Origin of the sequence: Verrucomicrobium sp. BvORR034, from assembly GCF_000739635.1 — a bacterium.
GTDB lineage: Bacteria > Verrucomicrobiota > Verrucomicrobiia > Verrucomicrobiales > Verrucomicrobiaceae > Verrucomicrobium.
In genome coordinates this window covers 85,218-101,748 of sequence record NZ_BATQ01000008.1, presented here as the reverse complement: position 1 = coordinate 101,748, position 16,531 = coordinate 85,218, and the positions used below count along the sequence as shown (strand labels likewise).

The window sequence follows — 16,531 nt, the reverse complement described above, 5'->3', positions numbered from 1 at the left end:
AATGGATTGCAAGCATATCAAAAAAACTGATTTTGTTTGGCGGATGCAGCACGCGAGCGGCAACTGGCGGTCGAAGTCCTCGCAATTCCCACCACATCCTCTATCCTGCCCACCATGCCCGAGGCGTCCCCCCAGCCCAAGCGCCCCCGCCGGTTCTGGCGGCGTTTGTTCCGGTGGATGTTCCTGCTGGGATTCCTGGGTGTGCTGACGCTGGGTGGCGGGTTGTGGTGGGGTTATCTGGAGCGGGTGAGCCTGGCCAACCGGGCTCTGGCTCAGATCGGCCCCTATCAAGCGCAGCTGGAAGGCCTGGACCTCGATCGCAACGGCCATCTGGAGGTACGGGGTCTTGTGCTGAAAGACCGGAAGAGCGGCGCAGTGGTGCTGCGCCTGCCCCGCATCGTGGGCGAGGTGGGCATCGACCACCTGCGGGCCAAGCGCCTCACGGAGATCACCCTGGAGGAACCTGAAATCCTGGTGGATCAACGCTGGCTGCAAGGCACCGCGGCTGCTGCCACCGCCGCCCCGGTGGACCCCACCAAGCCACCCGTGCTGGCAGGCTATTCCATCGGCCGATTCCGCATCAAGAACGCCAAGGTAGGCTTTCACCCGAATGCCCGAACCACGGCGGAGGTGACAATCAACTACGAGGCGGTGGACGTGGCGGTGGATGCCAACGGCCGCATCCGCAGTGGGGAGCAGGAACTGGCGCTGCTGCAGTTGAAGATCAATTCGGAGTCTGATGGAGCCCGGCCGGTACGGCTGGAGGAGTTCCGCGTGAAGGGCCGGGTGAAAGAAGGGGTGTTGGAGCTGGATGAACTGGCTTTGAAACAACCGGAACTGCATGCCACCCCCACCCTGCTGGCTGCGCTGATGGGCACGGCAACAGAGATGAAAGAACAACACTCGGCGCGGCAGGCCCAGAGCTTGCCAGACGCAGTGCCGGTGGTCCGCACGCAGGACGGGAGTGCCGGGGCCGGATCGCTGCTGACTGGTATTCGCATTGGGCGGCTGGAGATCCTGGACGCGGGAGTATCGGCGAAGCGATTTGTGGAGGGCAATCCGATGGGCATAGTGCTCCCGGAAAGCGAAGTCCACTTTACCTACCGTACCTCGGGCATCGAGTGGCAGTTCGGACAAGCTCCCACCATGGACGCACATGCACTGGAGGTGGCCTATCTGAGCGTCGCCACCCCGGACAACCAGGGCCATGTGCGCATGAAGGAGGGGCAGGTGCAGGTGGCCAAGATGGTACCCGGCCAGCCCGTGCGGGTGGAGCAGCTCCAGTTGCAAGAACCACAGGTGCGCTGGACCCCGGCGCTGAGGAAACTACTGGAGCACGTACGCGGCAAACAGGCCGCGCCGACCGCCCCAGTGTCGGTTGCGGAAAACGCTGCCGGGAAGACGGCCTTCCCGGGCGTGCTGCTGGTGAAGGCGGGCCTGGAGAAGGCCGATGTGTCACTCAAGGATCCCCAGCTCATGTCATTCTTCCTGGAGGTGAAAGGCGGGGTGAACACGACCGATCTGCTGCTGGACGCCACCGGCTGGCACTCAGCGCAACGCCAGTCCCTGGAGGTGGAGCAAGGCAAGCTGACCTTTCCTCCTGCCCCAAGCGGTGCTGCCAAGAAGGCCTGGCTGGAACTGCCACGCGGTGAGCTGGTGATCACCCCCGATGAGTGGAACCGCACCAAACGTGTGGAGCGGCTCATGCTGGAAAAACCGGTGGTGAGGATTCGAGATGGCAACACGCCCTGGCTGACCACGCGCTCGACCGAGCCGGAACTGGTGGGGCCTCCCTACCCGGTGCCGGAAGGCCCGCCCCCGCCGGTCGCGGAGGGACCGGAGGCGGCCACGGTGTCACAGATCACGGAAACTACTTCAGAGGTGAAAAAGGAGGAACCCGCAAAGGAAAGCGGGCCACCTTGGTGGAAGCAGCTCCACTTTGGCGAAGTGCTGGTGCGGGAGGGTCTGGTGGACCTGCTGGGTGACCTGCCCAAGCCGGTGGATGCGCATGCCACCATCCACCTGAGCACGGACACCACCTCAGAAGACGACCCGCTGCACCGGGTGAAGATCGAGAACTTCTCCGCCAGCCTGCCCACACTCTCACGCCTGCCTTTTCCCGTCGCCCAGGCCACCGCGCTGGAGGGGGCGGTGCGGCTACCCCAGATGTGGACGCAGCGGCGGATCGAGGAACTAAAACTGACCGGCGCCAGCGTGGATGCCGGGGAGCCGCTCATGCGGCTTTTTGAAAAAGAGGGTGCTGGAAAGGACGCAGAAGCACCAGCATTGGATGACGAGGCAGAGGAGCTGGCAGGTCCTCCGGTCCCCAAACCAGAACCAGCCGCCGGAGCTGGGACTGGGGCTCCCGAACCGCCCTGGGAGGTGGGTCGCATGGCCGTCGAGCAGACTCAAGTGACCATCTCGAACCTCATTCCCGGCCTGTCCTCCGTGAAGTTCGGGGTGGCGTTTGATGCCAAGGACCTCCCGCTGTCGCCGGAGGGGCTCTCCACTCACGTGGCCCCCCAGCGCATCGAGCTGGCCAACTTGCGTGTGCCTTCACCGTATGAACCACTGCGCCCGGTGGCGGAACTGGACAGTGTGTTCCTCAGTTTCACGCTGGGCGGGCTCATGCGGAAGGAGATCGACAAGGTGGAGATCGTGAGCCCCACGCTCTATGTGGGTGAGGACCTCTTCTGGTATGTGGACTACTACCGCAAGTACGTGATGGAGGGAGCCAAGCCGGGCATGCCGGTGCCCATGGTGGTAGCGGCCGGGGATGATCCTGCCTTCGTCCAGGATGTGGCCTCCGCAGTGGTGGCGGCAGAGCCTCCCACCAGCCAGGCAGCCTGGAGCGTGAACACATTGCAGGTGCACAGCGGGAAACTCATCGTGGCGCCCAAGGGCAAGCCCCTCAAAGGGTTCCGCGACCCCTTTCCCTTCAATATCAACACCCAGGTGACCCGCGGCACCCTCCAGGCGGATCTGGACATCCCCAAGGACACTTATGAGATCCCCGACCTCAACCTCCAGCTGGTGAACATGAAGGGGCAGGTGAAGTTCAACCTGCCCATCAAGCAGCGGGACAACAACCTCGTGGAGACCTTCGAGGTGGACAGCATCCGCTGGAAGGGCCTGAAGACGGGCAAGGCGTTTCTGAGTGTGACTTATGATTCCGCCGGGATCTACTCGCAGTTTGGTGCCGAGGCCTATGACGGGTATGTGAACGGCCAGGTGAATGTTTATCTGGACGACAGTTTCCACTGGGACGGCTGGATCGGTGGCAAGAACGTGACCACGCATGAGCTGACCCAGGTGTTCTGCCCGGGCTACTTCATCCTCGATGGCCGGGTGGAGGCCACGCTGGTGGCGCAGGGCAGCAAGGATGAGCTGTATCAGGCGGATGGTTCTTTCAAAAACCACTCCCCAGGCAAGTTCACCATCAAGGCGCTCAACGGCCTGATCAACGATCTGCCCAAGGAATGGGGCGACATCCAGCGGAAGCTCACCCAAATCGGACTGGAAACCCTGCGCGACTTCGAGTATGACCACGCCGAGGCGAACTGCCGCTTTTACGGACGCGAAGGAAATGGCATGCTGCATTTCAAAGGCCCGAACGGCTCCCGCAAATTCGAGATCAACGTCTATGACCACCGCTGGACCACGGACAAACCTGCCGCCACTGTCACCTCAGGCGAATGAGGCTGGCCTTCGGTGCCGTGCTCTCCTGCCGCTGGGCGTGGGACTGCTGGCTGCCGCAAGCCTCACGTCTTGCAGCAACTTCAAGGTGGATGTGAACTCGCCTGAGCCCATCAAGGTGGACGTGAGCATGCGGCTGGACGTGTACCAGTACAAGGGTGACGAACCCGGCAAGCCGGATGCCGCCCAGGTGAGCTATGAGGAAGCCGTGGAACGCCAGCGCAACCGCATGGCGGAAATCCAGCGGCTCAAGGACAACCGCTTTGTGGCCGAGGATCACCGCGGAATGTTGCATCTGCGCCAAAAGCCCGCCGGCGACTGGGGTGAATACGTGGAGCGCACGGTGAACGCGGAGAACGAAGACCGCACCCTGCTCATGCGGAAGGTGGCCAAGGACTCCAACAAGCCCCTGCATGAAGTGCAGGCCGAGCAGTGGAAACTCCGCACCGACAAAGCCTACCAAGGCGAGTGGATTGAAGTGCCGGGCGACAAGCCCAACACCTTCAAGTGGATCCAGTCCGACGGTCCCCGAGTGAAAAAATCCGCCTCAGCTTCCGACGCCGTCCCGGATGCGGTGACCCCAGCCTCACCCGCGCCCGTGCCGACAGGCACAGGTGAAACCAAACCGGCGGAGACGGGTGGGGCGACAGAGTAATGATGAATTCTGAATTAGGAATTAGGAATTTCCTTCCCTGCACCTCGAAGCATTGAAACTCGGGGAGCGAAGCCAATTCCTAATTCATCATTCCTAATTCCTAATTTTTCCTTGGTTGATCCATCGGCGGCCATTTAGGGCCGATGTTCACTTTGTCGCCGAGCTCCCTGGGTTTGGTGTTGAGCACCTCCACGTCCAGCACGGCCATGACGCGAGCACCGATCTCGCGCAAGTACATCTTGAACATCCACTGGGGATCCGCGTCTTCGGCATTGAACGCCACGCTATCTGGCAGACCCAGGCGGCGGGCCATGTAGAGGGCCCGTTCGTTGTGAAACTTCTGGGAGATGATCGTCATGTCCCGCTGAGCGAAGATCTGTCGTGCCCGCACCACGCTGTCGAGCGTGCGGAAGCCTGAGTAATCGCAGTAGATGCGATCCGCGGGAATGCCTTTGGCGATCAAGGCATCCTTCATGTCTTGCGGCTCATTCTGGCCGTCGCGGTCGTTGTCGCCGCTCACCAGCAGGAACTGCACCTTGCCAGCCTGAAACACCTTGGCGGCGGCATCGACACGGGCGTTGAAGAAGGCGTTTTCGTAGGGTCCAATCTTCTTCACGCAGCCCAGCACGAGGCCGACATAACGCACGGGGATGTCGTCCACCGAGCGGTACACCTGCTTGTGCGAAAGCGCCCAGACGATGCCGTAGCAGCCACCGACAATGAGCAGGGCATGCACGCTCAAGATCATGAGCCGCGCCAGCCAGCGCCGGATAAAGGCATCAAACCACGCGATCTCCCTCCTCAGGCGTTCGCCAAAGGTGGGCTTGTGGATCCCAGGGTGGCCGGCATGGGGGTGGGCGGCGGCTTCGTCCTTGTCTTGACGCATCGGCTAGCATCCTGCCTTATGCGGGCATTGATTCAACGGGTTTCGGAAGCGAGTGTGACCATCGAAGGCACGCTCACGGACAAGATTGGCACAGGGTACCTCGTGCTGCTGGGCGTCGAGGAGGAGGATCACACCGAGGACGCCGTCTGGCTGGCCACCAAGATCTCCAAGATGCGCCTCTTCTCCGATGCCGAGGGCAAGATGAACGCCGCCCTCGATGAAGTGGGCGGTGACGTGCTGGTGGTGAGCCAGTTCACCCTCCACGCCGCCACCAAGAAAGGCAACCGCCCCAGCTACATCCGCGCCGCCCGCCCGGAAAAGGCCATCCCCCTCTACGAACGGTTTGTCCACGAGCTGGAAACCGCCACCGGCAAAAAAGTCCCCACCGGCGTCTTCGGGGCAGACATGAAGGTGGCGCTGGTGAACGACGGTCCCGTGACGATCTGGATGGATTCGAAGGCCAAGGAATAGACGCCAGACTGCCAGACATCAGACTCCAGACCTGACGCTGTGCGGTGTGCGGCAGCGTAGCGTAGATTGGTGATTTGCAGAGGTCGTCGGATCCAGCGCACGCCCTGCTTTCCCCGGTGGTTGCGTGAGCACAAACTGCGCCCCCTTGGTGCACTCGTCCCTTCCACGTGTCCACTGAATTCCAGCCTTGGCAGGGGCTTCCCGTTGCACTTCATTGAGAGCACGCTAAACAAACACCTACAGATGAGCTTCTATTCGCTGGAACTTTGCGCAGGTGGGGGCGGTCAAGCCCTTGGGCTTGAAATGGCCGGATTCCACCATGTTGGAGTTCTTGAGTACGAACCTCAATTTTGCACAACGCTCAGACTCAACCGCCCTTCATGGAATGTTCTGCAACAGGATATTAGGTCGTTTAGAGCCACGGATTTTGGTGATGTGGACATTATCGCGGGCGGTGTGCCGTGCCCACCCTTCAGCATTGCCGGCAAGCAACTTGGTGCCAATGATGACCGAGACATGTTTCCAGCAGCACTGGATATAATCTCGAAAATCAAGCCTAGGGCGGTGATGCTCGAAAATGTGCAAGGCTTCGCATCCGCAAAATTCGCAGAATACCGCGGAAAGATCATGGCCCGGTTGGCAAAGATGGGATACGACCCTGAATGGCAAGTGATCCAGGCCTCTGACCACGGAGTTCCTCAACTTCGGCCAAGATGTATCATCGTAGCTCTTCGCTCCGAAGATAGAAAGTATTTCAGCTGGCCAAAGGCTTCTCCAACAGTACCCGCAGTGGGCGAAACTTTAGTTGATCTGATGGGAGCAAATGGCTGGCTTGGTGCAGAGGCATGGGCTGACAAGGCCATGGCTATCGCTCCCACGATTGTAGGGGGATCAAAGCGACATGGCGGACCGGATCTGGGGCCCACACGTGCAAAGAAACAATGGCGGGAGTTGGGTGTAGATGGGATGGGCATTGCCGACGAGGCACCTGACGTCCATTTCCCTGACCAAAAGATGCCGCGATTAACAGTACGAATGGTGGCGCGCATTCAAGGTTTCCCCGATCTTTGGCAATTCAGTGGAAAGAAGACGGCTGCGTATCGACAAGTCGGTAATGCATTCCCTCCTCCGGTTGCTAAAGCAGTCGGGCGGGCCATCATTTCCGCATTTAAGCGGAAGACCCCGGCAGAACTGCTTGAGTCACAGGATCAACTGCAACTACTCGAAAAAAGCCGAGCGCGCTACACAACAAAAGCCAAAAAGAAATCGCACCAGAAGAGCTAGCCTGGAATGCTCCATAGGTGATTGCACTTCGAAAACCTCAGACAGACTATTGTCTGTGGTGAGCGGCTTTCACCAAGCAGAAGTTTGGACGTATGGGTGTCCAATCTCTTTCAGTTCGATTCGGATGGGTACTCAGATCCTGCCGACAAGAACTGGGTCTGAGTCAGGAGGAGCTCGCGGAAATGGCGGGGCTTCACGCGACCTATATTGGGTTGGTTGAACGCGGAAAACGCAACCCATCCATTGATGCAGCCAGTCAACTCGCCTCCGCTCTCAATAGACCGCTGTCAGCGTTGATCGCATCTGCGGAGTCCACCAAGCGAGATCATTCGACAACCACACGCAAGAAGGGGGGCAACCGATGAGTCAGCCCTCAGCAATGGTTCGAAAGATCATTGAATTACTTCAAGCACACCCAAATGGGCTCACCTCTGGAGAGATCAGGGCAAAGTTAGGGATTGATGCAGAAGAGCAAGCTCAGTTAGACCGACGACGGCGAGAAATCCGGCAGTGGTACCATCTTGAAGTGGAACAGGTGGGGAACAGAGCAGTATACAAGCTTGGAGAACGAAAGGCAGTGGTCGGCTCTTCAGCCATAAATCTGCGCGTCCGAGCACAGGTACTAAATGCAGCAAGGGGCCGGTGCCAAATGTGTGGCCGAACGGTCGAGCACGATCATGTCAAGTTGGCCGTAGATCACAAGATCCCTCGCGATTGGGGAGGCAGCGACGAATTGGACAATCTCTGGGCACTCTGTGAAGATTGCAATTCCGGCAAAAAGAACCTCTTTGCGACAGAAGATCAGAACCTCATGAGACAGGTGATGTGCCACAGATCTGTCCATATGAGGATAGGAGAATTGCTTCGTATCAACCTAGGTAAACCTGTTCCCGCAAAGCTACTTGAGTTCGTAGCAAATCAAGATGATTGGAAAAAGCGAACTAGAGAACTCAGGTATTTGGGTTGGGAGATTCTGGTCTCCAAAACAAAAAGTCCGAGTGGCAGAGTGAACTCACAGTATACCGCTGTACGGACAGTCGAGTGGCCAGAAGATCCTACCGCGTGGATCAGAGAATATGAGCGCAATCGCGAGGCAGCCAATACCCAATCACGCAAGAGCAAATTGGGATTGGATGACCAAATGTAAGCATGAGTTGCCCGTAACCCATCCAGGACACTCGCCTCCCCCCTTGCACCGCCCCTCCCCCGGCGTTATAGCCGTACCCCGGTTTGCGGACGTTTTTCATTCTGCGGACTGGTGTGCAGCCGCCCATGCCTGACGAATCCCCCCAGCCCTCTGTCTCTCCGGTAGATCCCAAGCCCGCTGCGCCTCCGGCGCAGAAGCGGCTGGCGTACCTGTACAGCCGGTACCCGTATTTCTCCCAGACGTTCTGCGACACGGAGATGCTCGCGCTCCAGGCGCGGGGTTGGGACCTGGTGGTGGGGTCGATCTATCCGCCGGAGGACAGTTTCCGGCATCAGCGGCTGGATGGACTGGCGGCACCGGTGCTCTATGCTCCCCCTCCGCCGGCGCTGGCGGCGCTGGAAAAGGCGGCGCGCGCGGACGGGCGGTGGCCGGAATCCATGGTGATCCGGCATGAAGAGGCCTATGGGGCGAGCTACCAGCCGAAGGTGCGGGCGCGCAATGCGCTGTATTTTGCCGAGCAGTTCAAGCGCTTCGGCGTGGAACATGTGCACGTGCACTTCGCCAACCGGGCGACGCATACGGCCTTGTTCCTAAAGGAGCTAACCGGGCTGTCGTTCTCCTTCACGACCCACGGCCAGGATTTCATGGTGGACCTGGGCAGCGACGAGCTGCTGAAGGAGATGTGCGACGCTGCAGCCTTCATCGTCTCCGTATGCGACTACTCCCGCGATCTCCTGGCGCAGAAGTGCCCGGAGGCAGCCCCAAAGATGGTACGCATTTACAACGGCATGGAGCCGGGTGACTTCCCCGGGGCGCGTCCGCCGGTGGTGAACCGGCCCCCCGGCCCCACCCGGCTGCTGAGCATCGGGCGGCTGATTGAATTCAAGGGCTTTCACCGGCTCATCGAAGCAGTGGGTTTGGCCAAACAGAAGGGGGCGGATCTGAGCCTGCGCATCGTGGGCGAGGGCCCGTGGCGCGACCAGTTGCAGGGCCAGATCGACGGTCTGGGCTTGAACCATGCCATCACCCTGGTGGGCCGCCGCAGCTTGGAGGAGGTGGCTGGCGAGTTCGCCGAGGCGGAAGCCTTTGCCCTGGCCTGTGTGGTGGACAGCAAGGGAGCCAGCGATCTGCTGCCCACGGTGATCACGGAGGCCATGCTGAACGCTCTGCCGGTGATCAGCACGACCGTCGCCGGGGTGCCCGAGATGATCGAGCACGGCAAGACGGGCTACATCGTCGCGCCGAATGACGTCGAAGCTTTTGCCGAGGCACTGGTCCGGATGGCCACCTACCCGGCCCACGCGCTGGCGATGGGCGACTCCGGCCGCCGGCTCGCTTCAGATCGTTTCGCGGTGTCCAACACCATTGCGCAACTCACCGCCAAGTTCTCAGAAAGTGGCCTTATGAAGGAGGCTCCCGCTGAGCAGGTGGTGCAGCCCGCCGTGTGGGCGTTTTACGATCTGTCCCTGCCTGCACGACTGAAGTGGCTGGAGCGGGAAATCGTTCCCCTCCAGGGTCAGCATGCCCGGGTGGTGGCGGCTGGAGGCCGCGCTGAGGAAAAGGATCTGGTCGCGCTCGGCAAAACGGTGTGGGACCTGGAGTGGCTGCCTGATGGCATCGTTCTGGAGACGGAATGGCGCATGCGTGCGCCGTGGCGGGCTCAACTGGAAGCGCTGCGCACGGATCTGGCGACCTCTGTGGATGGAGAAGTGTTTCTCAGAGCCGCCCGTCGCGCTGTGTGGCTGGCCACCCGCGTGAGCCGCAGCAAGCAGCCCCCTCAATTGCTCTATGGCCCGGGGGGCGAGGAATCACTGACCGTTTGGCTGGCCTCCCGACTCACCGGGGTGCCGTGTGCCCTGGCGTTCGAGGAAGGCACACGCTGGTCCACCCAGATCCTGCGCCGCATGGCGGGCGAAGCCCAGTCCGTGAGTGATGCCTCCGGCAAGTTGGAAAACGGTCGGGACCACATCGGCCATGCGCTGGTACCGCCCGTACCTGCCGCGGGGGCTCCCGTGGTTTCAGGGGACAACACCAGCACCCGCAGCTTCCTCGACTGGCTGCAGGCGGTGAAGGTGAAGCCCAAGGGCGCTGCGGCCTCCGCCGGCGCCCCAGGTTCCTCTGCTGGCCCCGCATCTCCTTCTGACTCCGATCCTGATACTGATACCGACTCTGATTCCGCCAACGCATGACCGCCCCGCTTCCCACCGCCCCCTCATCCGCAAGCACGGGTCGGCCGAGACTGGCGTACCTGCACAGCCGGTATCCGGTTATTTCCCAGACCTTCATCGACAACGAGATCCTCGGCCTGGAGGCGGCCGGCTGGGAGGTGGTGGTGATTGCCTTGAACCCGCCGAAAAACGACATCCGTCATCCGCGGCTCAACGGGCTGAAGGCTCCGGTGCTGCACGCCCCACCCCAGGTGATCCGCAAGGAGGTGGAGACCCGTCTCAAGGCGGAGAAACGCTGGCCGGAAGAGCTGATCGCGAAGCACGCCCAACTGCCCGGCGTGGGCCAGGAGCGGGCTGAAGCCGCATGCCGGAACATCACGCCCTTCGTGGATCTGCTGCCCGCACTGGGCGTGGATCACGTGCACCTGCACTTTGCCAACCAGGCCACGCACTCCGCGCTGTTCCTCAAGGCGATGACGGGACTCACGTACTCCTTCACGCCGCAGGCCCAGGATTTCCTCGTGGATCTGGGCTCGCCGGAACTGCTTCAGGAGATGTGTCGCAAAGCAGAGTTTGTGGTCACCGCGTGCGACTTTGCCAAACAGGAACTGGTCCGCATGTGCCCCGATAGCGATGGCAAGATCATTCGCATCTACAACGGCATCGACCCTGAAAACTACAAACACGCGCACCCGATGCCAGGCAAGGGAGCGCTCCGGGTGATCAGCGTGGGACGCCTCATTGAGTTCAAAGGCTTTCACCACCTGATCAACGCCATGGATCTGGCACGCAAAGAAGGCGTGCACGTGGATCTGGATCTCATGGGCGACGGCCCGTGGCGGGAGCGCCTGGAGAAGCAGGTGGCGGATCTGCATCTGGGCACCCAGGTAACCTTTCACGGCACGGTGAACATCGAGCAGATGAAGCGTGGTTTCCTACAGGCCGACGCCTTTGCCCTGGCGTGCATCACCGATGAAAAAGGCGCGGCCGACATGCTGCCTACGGTGATCACAGAGGCCATGTTCACCCGCCTGCCCGTGCTGAGCAGCCGCGTGGCTGGCGTGCCAGAGCAGGTGGTGGACGGCGAGACCGGCTTCCTCACCGAACCGGGCGACGAAGCCGCCCTGGCGCGGGCACTGGTCAGACTGGCCACCGAAGAAGGCCTGGCCCAGAAGCTGGGTGAAGGCGGTGAGAAACGCGCGAGGGAGAACTTTGCCCTCAATGTGACCCTGCCCGTGCTAGCCGCAAAGTTTGAGGCCGTGGCCGCAGGGAAGAAGGCGCTTCGCTCGAAGCCCGCCCCAGCCAAGCTGGTGGCCTACTACGACCTGAACCACGTCGAGAGCCTGGCACTGCTGGAGATGGAATATCCCGTGCTGGCGGAACAAGGCGCCCAAGTCTGGGTGCGAGGAGGCAATCTCACCTGGCGCGAGCTTGAGAAGCTGAAGGACAGTCTGCTGCACCTGCTCTGGCTGCCCGATGGCATGGCGCTGGAGATGGAGTGGTCCCACTGGCCGGAGGAACGCGCCAAGCTGGAAAAGCTGCGCGGCGAACTGTCCACCTCAGTGGATGGCGAGGAGTTCTTTGAGTCGGCCCGGCGGGCGCTCTGGCTGGCCGTGCAGCTGAAACGCTTTGGCCAGCCGGGGATGTTTTACGCGCCCAGCACCAACGAAGCCCTGGTCGTGTGGATTCTGAATCAAGTCTGGGGCCTATCCTTTGTGGTGGCCGGAGAGCGCACGGATGCGTTCGACGGCAAACTGCGCACCCGGCTGTTCGCCGACGCGAGGAGCAAGGCCCTGACCAAAGAAGGCAATCCTCTGGAACGTCCCGAGGTTCCCGGAAAGAACCCAAGGGGCTTGTTGAAAGGGATCTGGTTTGGCAAACGGCGGGCGGTGTTCCGGAAGTGGCTGACGGGAGTGCTTAGTGCTTAGGGGGCGCGGGCGCGGTCAGAACATAGGTAACACATTTGGGGTCGAGGGTCGCTCAGGTCTTCAGTTGAAACTGATCCCCAGCGGGGATCTGCAGCAGAGCCCAATGTTGACGAGCCTCAAGCGAGTCAACGTTGGAGAAACTCGGGGAGCGCACGCATCCTGCGTGCTGTTCGCGGCATCTTGCCGCGAACGTCTGTCAGCGCATGACATCAGGTCCAACCGACGTGGGGGTGTTGATAGCGATGGGCCGATAGCGGGTGCTGTCGGCCTTCCCACCTGATCATCCTCTTTGGAGGTACCCAGGGTCTCCGTCCACTTCGTGGCCTTTGCCCCTGGGCTGGGCTCTGTGGGCCTTTCAGGCCCAAATCCTCTGAGGGGACTTGCTAAGGGCTGAGCCAGAGTCGGTTCCTTGGCGGCCACCTCAGAACGCGCGCGGTTGGTCCGTTCTCCTTACGTCGAAAACTACAGTCCATAGCAACGTCGGCTTGGCAGAAGGACACCTAAAGGCCACGATGTGGCGTAGGCAGCCTGTCTTGTTTCTCCTGCCTACGACCGCACAAGGGGCTCAACGAACCATCACGCCGACACCCAGCGCCCCCAACTGCAACGCTCCAAACGGTCACCGACTTCACCCCAGTTCCCGTCCACCCCTTCGCTCACCCACCGACGGGGACCGTCGGACTACCCCCGAAGCCACGCCACGGCGTAGTCCGATGGTCCCCATCGGCTCAGTCGCCAGACGGACGCGCTCTCAAACCACCCATCTCCATTCTCCGCGCCCAGCTCAGAAAATCAGCCTGCCCCATCTCCCATCGGCGAGACACACCATCCCCAAACCCACCGAACCCAACACCGATGTAGTTGTCGACGTGAGGAGGCACTAACTGAAGCGTCTGCAGCACCGCTTTCACGGATCATCACCAAACGGCCCCCCAGACCGCCGCAACTCCTTCAGAGTAAAGGTCCATTCCTATCCGACCCAACGTAGACTCGCTTGAAGCTTGTCAACGTTGGGCTTGTGGCCACATCCTCTTCGAGGAAGAGCTTGGAGTGAATTCGACTTGGTCGGTTCCTTATCTTCCGAGCTCGACAGTTGGCTCGTCCTCATCCCGTCGACACCTAGAGCCAGAACTAGCAGAAGGTAAACCCAAGGCGAGATGCAAGCTGGGGCAGCCTGTTCTGATCAACCCCATCCAGCATCGCCCAACAATCCCTCGCCTACTCAACCGTGGGTTTCATCACCTCCGCTACGACGTCACTCTCTTTCACGTACTCCACCCGTTGCTGGTCTTCCGGCCCCCACTGGCCGAGATCCAGGGCGCAACGCTCGATAAACTCCGTCCATTCGCGGAGGCCCATGGGGTATTTGATCGTACGGTGGAGCGAGCCTTTGGGGTGGGTTCGGGGATAGATGCACCCAGTGGGCACAGAGCCGGGCACCCGGCTGCTTCCGTACACCGCCGCCTTCGTGATGACTTTTCGTGGGCTTTTGGAGCCATCGGAACCTTCTACGGATACCGTCTTGAGGCGCATCACAATCTTCAGCTCACCGATGGTGGCACCCGAGATCTTGAGCTTGTGAATCACAAACAGCAGCTTCCCATTCAAACTTTCCCGGCCCTCGCCGAGCGTCGTGCCCAATGCCGTATTCAGCAGTTCACTCGCTTTCTCATCCACCAGCTTGAGAGATTCAATATCCGCCGGGAGCAGCATGGTGCCCGGTTGCTCGATGGGCCACGCCTGTTTGCCGGGATCGAGCTCAAACTCATGCTTCGTGCCGTTGTCGTCATCGAAGATCGTCCACTTCGGCACCTCAGCAGCCGGAGCCATTCCGAAGAGCAAGGCGACGAGGGAGAGGGCGAGGACAACTGCCTGAGGGCGGAGCGGTCTTTTCATTTTGGCAGCGTGGATCAAAAATCGCAAGATGCCAAGTTGGGACGACAGGTGTTTGATCGATCAATTCCAAAGTGACCGTCTTGGGTTCCGAAGACGATGAACCGATGCAGTCTGCCTATTTGGCTTCCACGCCTGATCATCGTCGCCAATCATACCCAAGGTAGACTCGCTTAAAGCTCGTCCAACCTTGGGCTGTGCTACACATCCCATTCTGGGATGGGCTGCAGAGTGGCCCCTGTCAGGCGAGCTGGGTGATATGAAAACGGCCTCACTACACACAGTGGTCGCCGAGTTCGCTTTTCGCCAACCCCAGCGAATCACACATGCGCCGCCGCCCCCGCCACCTCAATCCCAAATCAAAAATCACAATTCAAAAATCCCTTCCGCATCCCCTCATCCTCCCAAACTCTCAGCCTGCTCCAGCACCTGCTTGAACGGCACGCGCTCAAGCATCGCAAAAGCATCGTGCTTGGTGAGGCGCGCACGAGAGGTGGCGGGGCTGGCGATGCCGCAGAGGAATCGGGCTAACTGGCGCGGCGCACGCAGCGGGGCAAGGCCCTGGCGTTGAAGCTCCTGAATCCGCTGAAGATGCTCCACAGTGATGGCGGGCACGGGTGACTGGGGGATGACCTTGGGTTCGAGGGACGCACTTCCCGCCTGACTGCTCCGGCAGTTGCCGCAGGTGCCACAGTCTGAAGGCATCTCCTCGCCAAAGTAACGCAACAGATGCCTGGTGGTGCAGCTGGGGTCGACCGCGAGCTCCAGCACGCGCTCAAGCCTGCCCGCATCCTTCCGCTCGCGCTCGGCAAAGAGCGTCTGCATGCGCTGGCAGATCACTCCAGGATCGCGCTTGGTGGCGTCGTCACAGAGCCGGAAGCGGTGACGCAGTCCGGTGGGTTTGCACTCGATATCACCTGACTCCTCCAAGTAGGTGAGCGCCTTCAAGATGCGCTCGCGGGTCTCGCCAATGGCAGCGGCCGACTCGTCCACATTCACCGTGACCCAGCGCGTGCCGCGTTTGCCGCTGTTGAAAAGTTTCCTCAAGAACTCCTGACGGTCGGGCTTGTGTCCGGAGAGCAGACGGGCCTCGCCATGCACAAACCGAACCTGATACCCGCTGTAGAAGGCTCCCAGCGGATTGAGCACCTGGTCGAGTTCGAGGTAAGTCAGCACGGTCTCCAGAACCAGCGGACGGATGTCGGTGCTGTGCGCGAGGTCGTAGCGGCTGATGTCAAACTCATGGCCCTGACGCAGGAGGTGATCCACCACCTGACGGAGCGCGGCGGGGGTGGGAGTGTCCCCGTACACGAAGTTCTGCAAGACCACGAGGTCATCGGCACAGGCGAGCATCTCGCAGTGCGAACCCTGGCCGTCGCGACCAGCACGGCCAATCTCCTGCTGGTAGTTCTCCAGACTCTTGGGGAGATTGTAGTGGTACACGCTGCGGATGTCCGCCTTGTCGATGCCCATGCCGAAGGCGATGGTGGCGACGATGACGTCCACACCACCGGACATGAAGGCATCCTGCACCTCGTTGCGGTGGTCATCCGGCAAGCCGGCATGATAGGCCCGTGCATGGACCCCGGCTTTGCCTAGATAGGTGGCCACCTCTTCTGCCGTCTGCTGCAGGGTGACGTACACGATGGCGGGAAAGTGCCTGTCCTCCTGCAGTTTCTGAGTCAGGAGGGCCAAGCGATGCTTCACCGGGACGGGCGTGATCTGGATGGCGAGGTTCCGCCGCAGGAACGTCGTCTGGATGTGATCCTCAGGAGCGATGTGGAAGGTGCGCCGGATGTCCTCCGCCACACCGGGTGTGGCTGTGGCGGTGAGCGCCAGCACAGGGTGAAGTTGTAGTTTCCTTGCCACCTCCGCGAGACGCAGGTACTCGGGCCGGAAGTTGTGACCCCACTCGGAGATGCAGTGGGATTCATCGATGGCCAGAAGAGAGATTTTCACCCGACTCAAGCGTTCCATGAAGGACTCGCTCATGAGACGTTCCGGAGCGATGTAGAGAAGCTTCAACCGGCCGGAACGCATGTCGCCCAACACCTGGCCGACCTCATCGCCGCTGAGAGTGGAGTCGAGCCGGGCGGCAGGGATGTTCTTCGCCCGCAGCGCCTCCACTTGGTCCTTCATCAAGGCAATGAGCGGCGAGATCACGAGCGTGAGCCCGTCCATGAGCAGGGCAGGAAGCTGGTAGCACAAGGATTTGCCACCGCCCGTAGGAAACACCGCCAAGGAAGACCGACCCGCAAGAAGGGCCTCAATGACCTGCTCCTGTCCCTTGCGGAACGCGTCGTGGCCAAAATACTGTTTCAGCGCGGTGCGCAACTCACTGCCCATGATGAAAAGTGACGGCTCGAAGCCTGGAGTTTGAATTTTGAGATTTGAACTTTGAAG

The 16,531-nt window shown here is 60.8% G+C and carries 10 protein-coding genes; 7 read left to right on the top strand and 3 right to left on the bottom strand.

From position 1 onward, the window contains the following. Positions 1–114: 114 nt before the first annotated feature. The gene (locus tag BV034_RS35530; protein ID WP_050023403.1) at positions 115–3,699 is read left to right on the top strand and encodes a hypothetical protein; all 3,585 of its coding nucleotides are present in this window, start codon (positions 115–117) and stop codon (positions 3,697–3,699) included. Beyond that, entirely contained in the window at positions 3,644–4,351 is a 708-nt protein-coding gene (locus BV034_RS01485) for a DUF1318 domain-containing protein (RefSeq protein WP_265592507.1), read from the top strand. The genes BV034_RS35530 and BV034_RS01485 overlap by 56 nt, the downstream gene beginning before the upstream one ends. A gap of 100 nt (positions 4,352–4,451) precedes the next feature. On the opposite strand, the gene BV034_RS01480 is transcribed toward BV034_RS01485, so the two are convergent. Then, positions 4,452–5,237, bottom strand: a complete 786-nt coding sequence (locus BV034_RS01480) for an ElyC/SanA/YdcF family protein (RefSeq protein ID WP_081887509.1) — start codon at positions 5,235–5,237, stop codon at positions 4,452–4,454. 18 nt (positions 5,238–5,255) lie between these two features. Between BV034_RS01480 and dtd the strand changes: the two genes are divergently transcribed. The 5 genes from dtd (at position 5,256) to BV034_RS01455 (ending at position 12,235) form a co-directional block, all read left to right on the top strand. Continuing rightward, a complete protein-coding gene (gene dtd, locus BV034_RS01475) occupies positions 5,256–5,708 on the top strand; it encodes a D-aminoacyl-tRNA deacylase (RefSeq protein ID WP_050023400.1) in 453 nt (150 codons plus the stop codon). Positions 5,709–5,951: 243 nt separating this feature from the next. Then, the gene (gene dcm / locus BV034_RS01470) at positions 5,952–6,992 is read left to right on the top strand and encodes a DNA (cytosine-5-)-methyltransferase (RefSeq protein WP_050023440.1); all 1,041 of its coding nucleotides are present in this window, start codon (positions 5,952–5,954) and stop codon (positions 6,990–6,992) included. A gap of 92 nt (positions 6,993–7,084) precedes the next feature. Continuing rightward, positions 7,085–7,357, top strand: coding sequence for a helix-turn-helix transcriptional regulator (locus BV034_RS34370; RefSeq protein ID WP_081887508.1), 273 nt, complete (start codon positions 7,085–7,087; stop codon positions 7,355–7,357). Positions 7,358–8,264: 907 nt separating this feature from the next. Continuing rightward, the gene (locus BV034_RS01460) at positions 8,265–10,328 is read left to right on the top strand and encodes a glycosyltransferase family 4 protein (RefSeq protein ID WP_050023390.1); all 2,064 of its coding nucleotides are present in this window, start codon (positions 8,265–8,267) and stop codon (positions 10,326–10,328) included. Continuing rightward, positions 10,325–12,235, top strand: a complete 1,911-nt coding sequence (locus BV034_RS01455) for a glycosyltransferase family 4 protein (RefSeq protein ID WP_050023388.1) — start codon at positions 10,325–10,327, stop codon at positions 12,233–12,235. Before BV034_RS01460 ends, BV034_RS01455 begins: the two co-directional genes overlap by 4 nt. A 1,218-nt stretch (positions 12,236–13,453) precedes the next feature. Here BV034_RS01455 and BV034_RS01450 read toward each other — a convergent pair. Beyond that, on the bottom strand, positions 13,454–14,131 hold the full coding sequence (locus BV034_RS01450) for a hypothetical protein (RefSeq protein WP_050023386.1): 678 nt from the start codon (positions 14,129–14,131) through the stop codon (positions 13,454–13,456). Between the two features lie 393 nt (positions 14,132–14,524). After that, positions 14,525–16,474, bottom strand: coding sequence for an ATP-dependent DNA helicase RecQ (locus BV034_RS01445; RefSeq protein ID WP_050023385.1), 1,950 nt, complete (start codon positions 16,472–16,474; stop codon positions 14,525–14,527). Positions 16,475–16,531 lie beyond the last annotated feature (57 nt).